Consider the following 13,057-nt stretch of genomic DNA (forward strand, 5'->3'; position numbering starts at 1 on the left):
TTGAGTGAACAGTCGAATTTTCCGGGACGTGACCATCTGGGTAACAACCAATCAGCACCGCAGCGGCGAAAAGCGGTGACGGGCTTTAAGAGGAACAAGGACCAATGACTATCAATCTGCAAAAGCCGGACATCACCGAGCTGAAGCCCCGCATCACCGTATTCGGTGTCGGCGGTGGCGGCGGCAATGCAGTCAACAACATGATCAATGCCGGTCTGCGCGGCGTGGATTTCGTTGTGGCCAACACCGACGCGCAGGCTTTGACCATGTCGAAGTCCGACCGGATCATCCAGCTTGGCGCTGCCGTGACGGAAGGTCTGGGCGCAGGTTCCCAGCCCGAAGTCGGTCGTGCCGCTGCTGAAGAGTGCATCGACGAAATCGTCGATCACCTCAATGGCACGCATATGTGCTTCGTCACCGCAGGTATGGGCGGCGGCACCGGCACCGGTGCAGCTCCGGTCGTAGCCCGCGCAGCACGTGAACGCGGTATCCTGACCGTCGGCGTTGTGACCAAGCCTTTCCATTTCGAAGGCGCGCGTCGCATGAAGACGGCGGACCTCGGCATCGAAGAACTGCAGAAGAACGTCGATACGCTTATCGTCATTCCGAACCAGAACCTCTTCCGCATCGCCAACGACAAGACCACCTTCGCCGACGCTTTCGCGATGGCTGATCAGGTGCTCTATTCGGGTGTTGCCTGCATCACCGACCTGATGGTCAAGGAAGGCCTCATCAACCTCGACTTTGCTGACGTTCGCTCGGTCATGCGCGAAATGGGCAAGGCGATGATGGGCACCGGCGAAGCTTCCGGCGAAGGCCGTGCAATGGCTGCTGCCGAAGCTGCGATTGCCAATCCGCTGCTCGACGAAACCTCGATGCGCGGCGCAAAGGGCCTGCTGATCTCGATCACCGGTGGTCGCGACATGACCCTGTTCGAAGTCGACGAAGCTGCAACGCGTATCCGTGAAGAAGTCGATCCGGAAGCAAACATCATCCTCGGCGCAACCTTCGACGAAGGTCTCGAAGGCGTCATTCGCGTATCCGTGGTTGCTACCGGCATCGACAAGCAGATCGGAGATGCGGCGCCTGCGCCGCTGGAATTTCGCCAGCCAGTAAAGCAGCCGACCTCGCAGGCCAAGCCTATGGCACCGCACGGCGCTCTGCGTCCTCCGGTCGTTGAGCAGCCGCGTCAGGTTGACCCGATTGCTCAGGCAATCCAGTCTGCCGAAGTCGATATGCCGATTGCAGCTGCGCCAGTCGCACCTGCTGCTTCCGCAGAGCCTGATTTCCGTCCGCAGAGCCGCATTTTCCAGGCTCCTGCACCGGAAGCTTTCGAACGTGCACCGGTCGCTCGCGCACCGATGCCTCAGGCTCAGGCCACTCAGCCACAGGCTTACCAGCAGCCGCAGCAGATGCATGCAGAACCGGCACCACGCCCGGCTCCACGTATGCCAGCTGTTTCGGACTTCCCGCCGGTTGCACAGGCTGAAATCGCTGCCCGTCGCGCTCCGCAGCAGCCACAGCCTGCCCAGGAAGAGCCACGTGGCCCGATGAGCCTTCTCAAGCGTCTGACCCATGGTCTGTCGCGCCGTGAAGAAGAGCAGCCTGCAGCGCGTCTGGAGCCCGCTCAGCATCGTGAACCTGGCATGCGTCCGGCCGAACGCCGCCCGATGCAGCAGGATGGCTCGATCTACGCGCCGCGCCGTGGCCAGCTTGACGATCAGGGCCGCCCGCAGCCGCGTGCAGCTTCTGAAGACGACCAGCTCGAAATTCCGGCCTTCCTGCGCCGCCAGTCGAACTGATCGAACGCTGATGTAAAATCCCAAAAAGCCCGCCTGAAACAGGCGGGCTTTTTGCTTTTGAGGGCAAATACTGGAATAAAACGCGGTTTATGGTAATAGAGCGTAAGAAAGCGTGATTTTGTCACGGCGAGCCGGCTTACTATTTTAAGCGTGGTCGGTTGTATCGGGGCTCACACGGGGTTGTGATTCTTTTTGTCTTCCCTGCCGCTAATTTTGCCATATCTAACGGATTAATCGCGTTTGCGAATTAGATTGTGCGATTGCGGGAGCAGGGTACGCCAGCGAGCAAGTGCGGCCTGTTTACGCCTTACGCGTATATTCTGGATTATGAATAGATTGGAACAGCCTTGAGCGCTTATCAGAAGACAATTGGTCGTGCGGTGACCCTCTCCGGTGTAGGCGTACACGGCGGTGCTCCGGCATCGGCCACATTTATTCCTGCTGATGCGGATACGGGCATCGTCTTTCAGCGCTCGGACCTGAAGGGCAGTGCACGCGAGATCCGCGCGCATGTTTCGGAAATTGGCGCGACGGACCTGTGCACGTCGCTTGGACCGAAAGAAGCGAAGATCGATACGGTCGAGCATCTGATGGCCGCTGTGGCTGCACTCGGCATCGACAATCTGATCGTCGAGGTTGATGGCCCGGAAGTGCCTATTCTCGATGGCACCTCGGCGCGCTTCATTGAAGCGCTTGACGAGGCAGGCATTGTTACGCAGCAAGCCAAGCGTCGTTTCATCCGTATTCTCAAGACGGTTCGTGTGGAAGCTGGCGGTTCCTGGGGCGAATTCCGCCCGTTTTCTGGCACGCGTTTTGAAGTCGAAATCGATTTCGAATGCCCGCTGATCGGGCGCCAGAAATTTGCGAACGACATGGACGAGGCGGTTTTCCGCAAGGAAATTTCCACGGCTCGCACCTTTGGCTTCATGAAGGACGTGGAGCGTCTTTGGGCCTCCGGTCATGCGCTGGGTTCGTCGCTCGACAATTCGCTGGTTATCGGCGACGACAATTCGGTCATCAATCCGGGTGGTCTGCGCTTCAAGGACGAGTTCGTGCGTCACAAGACGCTGGATGCCGTGGGTGATCTGGCGCTTGCCGGTCTGCCGTTCATCGGCTGCTTCCGCTCCTATCGTAGCGGTCACCGCCTGAATGCAGAAACGGTCAAGGCGCTTCTTGCCGACAAGAGCGCTTTCGATATCGTTGAGGCATCCGGCGTGCGCCGCAATGCCAAGAGCTCGGATTTTGTTGCGGTGAAGCCGAATATTGCTGCACCCTGGGCTCTTTAAGCCTTCGCCACTTAGTCCACAATAATTTGGATGATCCCGGAGCACGGCCTTAATTGAGCCGTGTTCGCCGGTTCACCATCACGATGCGAGTCGGTTGTCGTTTTGCGGCGGGCCGATGAGGGGACCAATCTTCTCGGTTCACACGTTGCGACGGAGCCGTCCGGACAGTGTTTCGGCCAAAATCTGGCGATTGAAGAGCTAGACGATTGCGCCTGCATGTGGTTTATGGACGGCCAAAACAGCCTTGGCACTGTTTAATCTTTGCCAAAGTTGAATGATTTGGATGGATGAAGCACGGTTGCAATGCTACAAGCGCGCACGTTGCTTCAAACAGGAATGACGCTGCCAGAAGGCCGGAGACCGCATGACGAGTTTCAAATTCACGGGTGTGACGAAAACCGCGCTGTTGACTGGCGCTATCGCCGTTCTTATCCCGCTCGCCGGTTGTGCCAGCAAGAACGACGATATCGATCTCACCAAGTATGTTGAGACGATCGATCCTGCCGACAAGCTCTACAATGAAGGTCTGGCCAATCTGGATGCGGGTCGTCTCGACGAAGCCTCCAAGAAATTCGCTGCCATCGACCGTCAGCATCCCTATACGGAATGGGCTCGCAAGGCGCTTGTGATGGCTGCCTTCACCAATTACCGCAAGGGTAACTACGAAGAAGCGATCAGCATGGCGAAGCGTTACAACACGCTTTACCCGACGTCGCCCGAATCGGCTTACGCCTATTACATCATCGGTCTTTCCTATTTCCGTCAGATTCCGGACGTGACGCGTGATCAGGCTGCCAGCCGCCGCGCCATTGCCGCGATGCAGGAAGTGGTCGATCGCTTCCCGGATTCGGAATATACCGACGACGCGAAAGCCAAGATCCGCTTCGCCCGCGACCAGCTCGCCGGCAAGGAAATGCAGGTCGGTCGTTACTATCTGGAACGCAAGGAATATCTGGCCGCCATCAAGCGCTTCCGCGGCGTGGTCGAGGAATATTCCAACACCCGTCAGGTCGAAGAAGCTCTGGCGCGTCTGGTCGAAGCCTATTATGCGCTTGGCCTGACCTCGGAAGCCCAGATGGCCGCTTCGGTTCTCGGCAAGAACTTCCCGGATAGCCAGTGGTACAAGGACAGCTACAAGCTGCTGCAGAGCGGTGGTCTTGAGCCACGCGAAAACGGCGGTTCATGGCTGGCCAAGGCTTCGTCGCTCATCACGGGCGGCGGTTCATAAACAGTTGAGCCCGACATGCTGTCGCACCTCTCGATCCGCGATATTGTCCTGATTGAAAGGCTCGACATCGAGTTCAAGACCGGCTTGTCCGTGCTGACGGGCGAGACCGGTGCCGGTAAATCCATTCTGCTTGATTCGCTGTCGCTGGCGCTGGGTGCGCGCGGTGACGCTTCGCTGGTTCGCCATGGTGCGGACCAGGGGCAGGTGACGGCGGTATTCGATGTGCCGGGTGGTCATCCGGCCCGACTTTTCCTTCGCGAAAATGGTTTTGATGATGACGGCGACGTTATCCTGCGTCGTCTCCAGATGGGCGATGGGCGCACGCGCGTTTTCATCAACGATCAGGCGGCAAGCGTTGCACTGTTGCGCGATCTGGGCCGCAGGCTGGTGGAAATTCACGGCCAGCACGATGATCGTGCGCTGATCGATACCGACCTTCACCGCACATTGCTGGATGCTTTCGGTGGTCTCGACGCCGAGACGATCGTGGTGCGCGAACGGCACAAGGCGTGGCGCGATGCTGAAACCGCATTGTCGCGTCACCGTGCTCGCGTTGAAGCGGCTGAGCGCGAGGGCGATTATCTGCGCTCTTCCGTTGAAGAACTGACCAAGCTCGATCCGCAGCCCGGCGAGGAAGATGAACTCGCCGAACGCCGTGCGGTGATGATGAAATCCGAAAAGATTGCCGGTGATGTGAATGAAGCGGGCGAACTTCTGTCGGGCAATGGTTCGCCGGTGCCGACGCTGGCAAGTCTGGTGCGCCGTCTGGAACGTAAAATTCCGGAAGCGCCGCATCTGCTTGAGCCAGTCTGCAAAGCCATCGATGAAGCACTGAACAGTCTGGCTATTGCGCAGGATGGCATCGACCACGCTATGCGGGAGATCGATTTCGATCCGCGTGTGCTGGAGCAGGTGGAAGAACGCCTGTTCGCGCTGCGTGCGGCTGCGCGCAAATATTCGGTCGCGGTGGAAGGCTTGCCTGCTCTGCGCGACAAGATGGATGCCGATCTTGCAGAGCTGGATGCAGGTGCGGAAAAGCTGGTGCAGCTTGAAGCGCAGGCAACCGAGACACGCGCCGCCTATGACGCGGCGGCGGCGGGGCTTTCCGCCCGACGCAAGGATACGGCCGAGCATCTGAAAGCGGCCGTTATGGCGGAACTTCCGGCGCTCAAGCTGGAACGTGCCGAATTCCTCGTCGAGATGATCACGGACCCGCAGGCGCGTGCTGCCGAAGGCATCGACACGGTGGAATATTGGGTCCGCACCAATCCGGGCACGCGCGCCGGTCCGATGATGAAGGTTGCTTCCGGTGGCGAGCTGTCGCGTTTTCTTCTGGCGCTCAAAGTGGCGCTGGCGGATCGTGGTTCTGCGCCGACGCTGGTTTTCGACGAAATCGATACGGGTGTGGGCGGTGCCGTGGCGGATGCCATCGGCCAGCGTCTGGCGCGGCTGTCGTCGCGAGTGCAGGTGCTGTCCGTAACCCATGCGCCGCAGGTGGCGGCCCGTGCATCGACGCACTTCCTCATCGCAAAGTCTGCGACCAACGAAGACCGCATGTCGACATCGATCCGGTCTATCGGCGTGGATGAGCGGCAGGAAGAAATCGCCCGTATGCTCGCCGGTGCCAGCATTACCGACGAAGCGCGCGCGGCAGCAGAACGTTTGCTGGCGGAAAACAGCGCTCTGGCCTCCTGACAGCTATCTGACAGTATCCTCTGTTCGTAAAGTCAGGCGGCTGTAGGCTAAATGACATTTCTTGGATATGTTTCTGCTCGATTCAGATAGCCAGGATGCTTGTCGCATATGTCCGAAATTCTCGTTGAAAAACTGACCGACCTTGAAGCCGCTGCCGAACTGGAGCGACTGGCGCGTGAGATTGCTCATCACGATGAGCTTTACCATGCCAATGACAGGCCGGAGATTTCGGATGCGGATTATGATGCCCTCAAGCGGCGCAACGAGGCCATAGAGGCGCGTTTCCCGAAACTTGTGCGCGATGACAGTCCTTCGCGCCGCGTGGGCGCAGCACCCCTGCTGGCGACTTTTGCGCCTATCGTTCATGCGCGGCCCATGCTGTCGCTGGACAATGCCTTTTCCGATGAGGACGTGCGCGATTTCGTCGGCAGCGTCTATCGCTTTCTGGGGCAATTGCCGGACAATTCCATTGCCTTTACCGCCGAGCCGAAAATCGACGGTCTGTCCATGTCGATCCGCTATGAAAATGGTGTGCTGGTCAGCGGTGCAACGCGTGGTGACGGCACGACAGGCGAAAATGTAACCGCCAATATCCGCACCATCGGCGAGATTCCGCATAGGCTCCCGGCTGGCGCGCCATCGGTGGTCGAGGTGCGCGGCGAGGTCTATATGGCCAAGAGCGACTTTCTGGCGCTCAATGCCCAGATGGAAGCGGATGGCAAGCAGACCTATGTGAACCCGCGCAACACGGCGGCTGGTTCGCTGCGCCAGCTTGACGCCAAGGTGACGGCAAGCCGCAAGCTTCGTTTCTTCGCTTATGCCTGGGGCGAAATGTCGGATATGCCTGCCGACACCCAGCTTGGCATGGTCGAGGCGTTCCGCGCCTGGGGTTTCCCCGTCAATCCGCTGATGAAGCGCCTTTCGAGCGTTGATGAACTGATCGCTCATTACCGGGCCATCGGTCTGGAGCGTCCCAATCTCGATTACGACATCGACGGCGTGGTCTATAAGGTTGATCGGCTCGATCTTCAGACACGGCTCGGTTTCCGCTCGCGCAGCCCGCGCTGGGCGATTGCGCACAAGTTCCCGGCGGAACAGGCAACCACTATTCTGCGCGGCATCGATATTCAGGTCGGACGCACTGGCGCAATGACGCCCGTGGCGCGTCTGGAGCCGATCACCGTCGGCGGCGTGGTGGTGACCAATGCCACGCTGCATAATGAGGATTATATCAAGGGCATCGGCCAGAAGGGCGAGCCTATCCGCGAAGGGCGCGACATTCGCATTGGCGATACAGTGATTGTGCAGCGCGCTGGCGATGTCATTCCGCAGATCGTCGATGTGGTGCTGGAAAAGCGCCCGGCGGATGCGGTGCCGTTTCCTTTCCCGCATCAATGCCCGGTTTGCGGCAGCCATGCAGTGCGCGAGGAGGGCGAAGCCGTCTATCGTTGCACGGGCGGGCTGACATGCGCTGCGCAGGCTGTCGAGCGTATTCGCCATTTTGTGTCGCGCAACGCTTTCGACATTGAAGGTCTGGGCGAGAAGCAGGTCGAATTCTTCTTCCATGCCGACGATGAAAGTCTGCAAATCAAATCGCCTGCCGATATTTTCACGCTGCAAAAGCGACAGGCCGCATCGCCCCTGAAAAAGCTCGAAAACATTGATGGTTTTGGCGCGACGTCGGTCAAAAAGCTCTATGACGCGATCAATGACCGGCGCGAAATTGCACTAAGCCGTTTCCTGTTTGGCCTTGGTATCCGTCATGTCGGCGAAGTCAACGCCAAGCGTTTTGCGCGGGCTTATCTGTCCTATGCCGCTTTCGAAAAGGCGGCGCTGGAAGCCGTGCCACCAAAAGGCGGGGATCGTGCCGACAAGGGCAATGAAGCCTGGCAGGATATGCTTGCCGTTGAAGGCATCGGCTCTATCGTTGCCGAAGCGGTGGTTGATTTCTACGGCGAGCCGCATAACCGCGACGTGTTGGCCGCGCTTCTGGCGGAAGTGACCCCACTGGACGAAGCGGCCCGTGTCGCCACCGGCTCGCCGGTGGAAGGCAAGACGGTGGTGTTTACCGGCAGTCTCGAACGCATGTCACGCGATGAGGCCAAGGCCATGGCGGAGCGCTATGGTGCGAAGACGGCGGGTTCCGTCTCCAAGAAAACCGATCTGGTAGTGGCTGGCCCGGGTGCAGGCTCGAAGCTCGCAAAAGCCGCCGAGCTTGGCATTGAAGTCATTGATGAAGACGCATGGTTCACGCTCGTCGGGGAGGAATGATCGAATGGCGCCATTCAAGGGTTTTGGTGACAAGGCTATTCCTTTTCTGAAGGCGCTCGATTTCCACCAGAACCGGGAATGGTTTGTGGAAAACAAGGATCTGTTTGAAGAGCACCTGAAAGAGCCGCTTGGCGATCTGATTGAAGAACTGAGCGCGCGCTTCGAACAGGCGGGGCTGGGCTTCAAGGGCGACCGCGTGAAGTCGCAGTTTCGTATCAAGCGCGATACACGCTTCTCGAAAGACAAGGCGCCGTATAACCGGCACCTGTCGGCGTTGCTTTCACGCTCGGGTACGAAATGGGACGAAAGCGGCTGTTTTTATGTCTGCATCGGGCTGCCGGGTGTACGCGATTGCTATGCCGGGGTTGCCTGGTGGGGACCGAAACCGAAGCTCCTGCTGGCCATCCGCAAAGCGATTGTGGAGAAGCCGGATGAGTATCGCGCCGTGGTGGCAAAGCTGAAGAAGAATGGTTTGCAGATCAGCGATAGTGACCGGCTGAAGCGCACGCCGCGCGGCTTTGAAAACGTGACCGAACCGGATCTTGTCGAAGCCATTCGCAATCGTCATTTCGCGGTGCGGATGGAAATCGATCCGGAGAGCATCACGCAGGCAGCGCTTGCGGACCGTCTGGTCGATTTTGTCGAGCGCTCGCGCCCTCTGGTCGACTGGATCAGAAAGATTGAAGGTACGCTGCCTCCAGATCAACCGGATTGATCGCCGTATCAATTATCTGCATGAGTGATGCCTAAATGTTGCGTGCGTCAGATAAACTGACCGCAGCGTCTCTATTTGTATGATTTTTGCCGGACACCTATTCCAACGCGTCATGGAATTGCCTAATGACTCCTCGTCTGGAGGAGGGGATTCCGTGGACCAGGGTTTCAGGCCGGCTAAGGCCTCTGCGAGCAGTGAGTTTCTGCACGGCGCGAAACGCGGCGTGCCCATCGTGCTGGCGGGCACACCTTTCGGGGTGCTGTTCGGCGCTGTTGCTCTCGATCACGGCCTTTCGGTCGGTGAAGCGGTATTCATGAGCGCAACGCTCTATGCCGGTGCCAGCCAGATGGTTGGCCTTGATATGTTCGGGCAGAATATTGCTCCCTGGATGATCGTTCTCTCCATCTTTGCGGTCAATTTCCGCAATGTGCTCTATTCGGCGACGGTGGGGCGGCGCATCCGTCACTTCTCATTCTTGCAGAAGGCAGTCGCCTTTTTCGTGCTGGTTGATCCGCAATATGCGGAGGTCGAGATTCGCAGCGAGGCAGGCAAGAAGATCACCTTCTCCTGGTATATGGGGCTGGGGCTGATGACCTATGTCTGCTGGATACTGGAAACCTGGGTTGGCGCCATGTTTGGCGACCTGATTTCCAATCCTTATGCGATTGGTGTCGATTTCCTGCTGCCGATTTACTTCCTCGGCATGGTGATGAGTTTTCGTCATCGCAAGCACTGGTGGCCGGTGGTTGTCGTCAGCGCGATCTCGGCCATTGCCGCCTATAAATTTGTTGGTTCGCCCTGGCATGTGACGCTGGGGGCAGCTGGTGGCGTAGTGCTGGCAGCCATTCTTGCCAAGCCACAGAATGTGAAGGCGTGACGCCCATGGACACCACGACCTGGATCATCATTGTCGCCGCGTTCTTCACCTATCTGACCCGTATTGGCGGGCATCTGGTACTGTCGCGCTTTGAGCGTCTGCATTTTCGTGTAGAGGCGGCGCTGAATGCCGTGCCTGCGGCGGTGCTGACGGCGATTGTCGCCGCACCTGCATCGGATCATGGCTGGCGGGAGCTGCTCGTGCTCGTCGTTTGTGTCATCCTGTCCCTGCGGGTCAGCATGCTAACGATGTTTTTTGCAGGCGCAGCGCTGTTGATCGCGCTGCGCCATTTCTTTCCAATTTGAACTTATAGCGGCGCGGTTGCCGTTTCGAGCCACTTGCGTTCGGCATCCTTCAGATGGCCGGACAGCTTTGCACGCACGCTGGCGTGGTAATTGTTGAGCCAGTCCAGCTCTTCCTGCGTCAGCAGCGACTTATCGATCAGACGACGGTCGATCGGGCAGAAGGTTAGCGTTTCGAAGCCCATCATCGGAATGTCACCACCTTCCGGCACTTCCGGTTCGGTGACGATGATCAGATTTTCGATGCGGATGCCAAACGAGCCTGGCTTGTAATAGCCCGGTTCGTTGGACAGGATCATGCCCGGCAGCAGCTCTTGCGAACCCGTCTTGGCAATCCGCTGCGGTCCTTCATGCACTGAGAGATAAGCGCCGACGCCATGGCCGGTGCCATGGGCATAATCGAAGCCGTTTTTCCAAAGCGCGATACGCGCGAGCACATCGATATCCTGCCCACGCGTACCAGCCGGGAAGCGCGCCGTGCTGATGCCGATCACGCCTTTCAGAACGAGCGTGAAGGCCTTGATGGTTTCAGGCGCAATCTTGCCCACCGGAACCGTGCGGGTAATATCGGTGGTGCCGTCGCGATATTGTGCGCCGGAATCGACCAGATAAAGCTCGCCATCCTGTAGCGTGCGGTTGGTGTCGGTGTTGACGCGGTAATGGATGACTGCGCCATTCGGACCGGCACCCGAAATCGTGTCGAAGGACACGTCTTCCAGCGGCATCTGGAAATCGCGTCCGGCATTGGCGCGAGATTCCTCCAGCTTTTGGGCTGCGCCGATTTCATCCACGGTACCGGGCTTTTGCCCATCAACCCAGGACAGGAAATTGACCATGGCCACGCCGTCGCGTTCATGCGCGGCACGCGAACCGTCAAGCTCGGCCTTGTTCTTCACCGCACGTGGAATGCGGGCAGGGTCCTTGCCGTCAATCACGGAGCCGCCTGCACCGGTGACGATCAGGCGTAGCTTTTCGGCCGCAAGCGCAGGATCGAGCAAAATGGCTTCACCCTTTGCGGCCCGCGCGCTGAGATGGCCTTCCAGATTGCTGGGGGTCGAAAGCTTGGCAAGCTGGGTGAGATAGGCGCGGGGCTCGATAGCGAGCTTGGCTTCGTCGATGAAGATTTCCGGCTCGCCCTTGGCCGGAATGATGGCGAAGCTCAAGGGCAGGGGCGTGTTGGAAACATCCTTGCCGCGAATGTTGAACACCCATGCGACGGATGACGGATCGGTCAGCACAGTGGCCGTAGCACCGCTTGCCGCAACGGCCTTCTGCATTTCCTTGATCTTGTCCTTGGCCTCATGACCGGCAAAACGGGCGGGCTGGATGGTCACGGCGGCGGTCGGTGCCGCTGGCTGATCATCCCACACCGCATCGACCAGATTGGTCTCGACCGGAACCAGCTTTCCGCCCTGCTTTTCCAGTGCTTCGCGAAGCGCATGGGCTTCGGAAATGGTGTGCAGCCATGGATCGAAGCCGATGGTCAGGCCCTTGCCATTCTCGGCCAGCCATGCAGCAGGCGGCGTGCTGACAAGACTTTCGTAAGAGAAAATCTTCGGGTCGGTCTGAGCGCGAACCTGCAATTCGTAACGTCCGTCGATGAAGACATAGGCAGACTTCTTCAGGATGAGGGCTGCACCTGCCGAACCGGTGAAGCCGGTCAGCCATGCAAGGCGCTGCGCATGGGGCGGCACATATTCGCCCTGATGCTCGTCGGCGCGGGGCACCAGAAAACCATCAAGGCTGAGCGCTGCCATCTTCTCACGCAGCTTCGCCACGCGAGGCGCGCCATTGGCCGGGTTGGTGGTGACGTCAAAGGTCTGAAAAGCCATGGGTCTAACTCACAACAGATGAAAGATAACCGTTTCTGGGTTCTGGTTCCGGAATCACATCACTTCAGATGGATCGCCACCCAGCCTTCGCGATGAAGCGTCTTTTGATGCGTCAGGCCCTGTGCCTGATAAGCGGCGAGCACCGCATCGTGCTGGCTTTCCAGAATGCCGGAAAGAACAATCGAGCCGCTTGTGGCCAGATGCTGCTTCAACGAAGGCGCAAGTTCAATCAGCGGATTGGCAAGGATATTCGCCACGATCAGATCGAAAGGCGTATAGGACCGGAAGATCGAATGGTCGAAACCTTCCGCCGTCGCCGTAATGACGTGCTCGGCAACGCCATTCTTGGCGGCGTTTTCTGCCGCTACGGTAACCGCGATGGGGTCGATGTCGGTGGCGAGAACCGGGATCGGCGCGAGCTTTGCGATGGCGATGGCCAGCACGGCGCTGCCGGTTCCAAGATCAAGCGCATTGGTCGGATGTTCGGTCTCAACGACCTCCTCGATCAGTTCGAGGCAGCCTGCCGTCGTGCCGTGATGGCCTGTGCCGAAGGCCAGACCTGCATCGATTTCAATCGGAATGTCGTTCGGCTCGATCTTGTCGCGGTCATGCGAGCCATGGACGAAGAAACGTCTGGCGCGAACCGGTTTCAGGCCCTCGAGCGAATGGGTGACCCAATCGATATCCGGCAGTTCCTCGGTTTCGAATTTGTCGGCGCCAACCAGCTCGTCCACACGGGTCGCGACCTCTTCAGCACCGTCTTCGACATAGACCGAGACTTCGAAAATCTGCCGGTCTTCATCGATTTCGGTGATGGCGATTGGAAAGCCGTCATCCTCGAAAGCCTGTTCGAGAATATTATAAACGCGCTCGGCTTCCGCCTTGTTCGCCGAAAAGAAAAGTCGTGATTGGGCCATGAGGTAAAAAGCTCTCTAAAAGTTCAAGAGCTTCTGTTTAGCTGTCGGAGCGCCGCGCGTCCATCCGAACACATAAATGGCGCTCCGAATCTTTGGGATTTACATGCCCGCCAAAGGGCGGTTGCCATAGAA

10 protein-coding genes are annotated in these 13,057 nt (G+C 58.6%); 8 read left to right on the forward strand and 2 right to left on the reverse strand.

The features are described from left to right. The first annotated feature begins 104 nt into the window (after nt 1–104). From ftsZ to FHW00_RS05610, 8 genes are all read left to right on the forward strand, one after another. Nucleotides 105–1,802, forward strand: coding sequence for a cell division protein FtsZ (gene ftsZ / locus FHW00_RS05575; RefSeq protein ID WP_078339407.1), 1,698 nt, complete (start codon nt 105–107; stop codon nt 1,800–1,802). Between the two features lie 347 nt (nt 1,803–2,149). Next, nucleotides 2,150–3,088 carry a UDP-3-O-acyl-N-acetylglucosamine deacetylase gene (lpxC, locus tag FHW00_RS05580; RefSeq protein WP_078339406.1) on the forward strand — a complete coding sequence of 313 codons (939 nt, stop codon included), beginning with the start codon at nt 2,150–2,152 and terminating at the stop codon, nt 3,086–3,088. Between the two features lie 364 nt (nt 3,089–3,452). Then, nucleotides 3,453–4,316, forward strand: coding sequence for an outer membrane protein assembly factor BamD (locus tag FHW00_RS05585; protein WP_078339405.1), 864 nt, complete (start codon nt 3,453–3,455; stop codon nt 4,314–4,316). Between the two features lie 15 nt (nt 4,317–4,331). Next, nucleotides 4,332–6,011, forward strand: a complete 1,680-nt coding sequence (recN, locus tag FHW00_RS05590) for a DNA repair protein RecN (RefSeq protein ID WP_078339404.1) — start codon at nt 4,332–4,334, stop codon at nt 6,009–6,011. Between the two features lie 108 nt (nt 6,012–6,119). Next, nucleotides 6,120–8,282, forward strand: a complete 2,163-nt coding sequence (gene ligA, locus FHW00_RS05595) for an NAD-dependent DNA ligase LigA (RefSeq protein WP_078339403.1) — start codon at nt 6,120–6,122, stop codon at nt 8,280–8,282. A 4-nt stretch (nt 8,283–8,286) separates the two neighbouring features. Then, nucleotides 8,287–8,997 carry a DUF2461 domain-containing protein gene (locus tag FHW00_RS05600; RefSeq protein ID WP_078339402.1) on the forward strand — a complete coding sequence of 237 codons (711 nt, stop codon included), beginning with the start codon at nt 8,287–8,289 and terminating at the stop codon, nt 8,995–8,997. Nucleotides 8,998–9,151: 154 nt separating this feature from the next. Next, nucleotides 9,152–9,874 carry an AzlC family ABC transporter permease gene (locus FHW00_RS05605; RefSeq protein ID WP_078339401.1) on the forward strand — a complete coding sequence of 241 codons (723 nt, stop codon included), beginning with the start codon at nt 9,152–9,154 and terminating at the stop codon, nt 9,872–9,874. A gap of 5 nt (nt 9,875–9,879) precedes the next feature. Beyond that, the gene (locus tag FHW00_RS05610) at nt 9,880–10,179 is read left to right on the forward strand and encodes an AzlD family protein (RefSeq protein ID WP_078339400.1); all 300 of its coding nucleotides are present in this window, start codon (nt 9,880–9,882) and stop codon (nt 10,177–10,179) included. Between the two features lie 2 nt (nt 10,180–10,181). Here FHW00_RS05610 and FHW00_RS05615 read toward each other — a convergent pair whose 3' ends face one another. Then, a complete protein-coding gene (locus FHW00_RS05615) occupies nt 10,182–12,008 on the reverse strand; it encodes an aminopeptidase P family protein (RefSeq protein WP_078339399.1) in 1,827 nt (608 codons plus the stop codon). 59 nt (nt 12,009–12,067) lie between these two features. Continuing rightward, complete coding sequence (locus FHW00_RS05620) at nt 12,068–12,925, reverse strand: 50S ribosomal protein L11 methyltransferase (RefSeq protein ID WP_078339398.1); 858 nt, start codon at nt 12,923–12,925, stop codon at nt 12,068–12,070. Nucleotides 12,926–13,057: the final 132 nt, after the last annotated feature.

It is taken from the genome of Ochrobactrum sp. P6BSIII, assembly GCF_014138065.1.
Lineage (GTDB): Bacteria > Pseudomonadota > Alphaproteobacteria > Rhizobiales > Rhizobiaceae > Brucella.

Bases quoted from the DNA above. Each gene is read 5' to 3' on its own strand.
- FHW00_RS05615 (WP_078339399.1), bottom strand. From the start codon at position 12,008: ATGGCTTTTCAGACCTTTGACGTCACCACCAACCCGGCCAATGGCGCG.
- ftsZ (WP_078339407.1), top strand. From the start codon at position 105: ATGACTATCAATCTGCAAAAGCCGGACATCACCGAGCTGAAGCCCCGC.
- ligA (WP_078339403.1), top strand. From the start codon at position 6,120: ATGTCCGAAATTCTCGTTGAAAAACTGACCGACCTTGAAGCCGCTGCC.
- recN (WP_078339404.1), top strand. From the start codon at position 4,332: ATGCTGTCGCACCTCTCGATCCGCGATATTGTCCTGATTGAAAGGCTC.
- FHW00_RS05585 (WP_078339405.1), top strand. From the start codon at position 3,453: ATGACGAGTTTCAAATTCACGGGTGTGACGAAAACCGCGCTGTTGACT.
- FHW00_RS05610 (WP_078339400.1), top strand. From the start codon at position 9,880: ATGGACACCACGACCTGGATCATCATTGTCGCCGCGTTCTTCACCTAT.
- FHW00_RS05600 (WP_078339402.1), top strand. From the start codon at position 8,287: ATGGCGCCATTCAAGGGTTTTGGTGACAAGGCTATTCCTTTTCTGAAG.
- FHW00_RS05620 (WP_078339398.1), bottom strand. From the start codon at position 12,925: ATGGCCCAATCACGACTTTTCTTTTCGGCGAACAAGGCGGAAGCCGAG.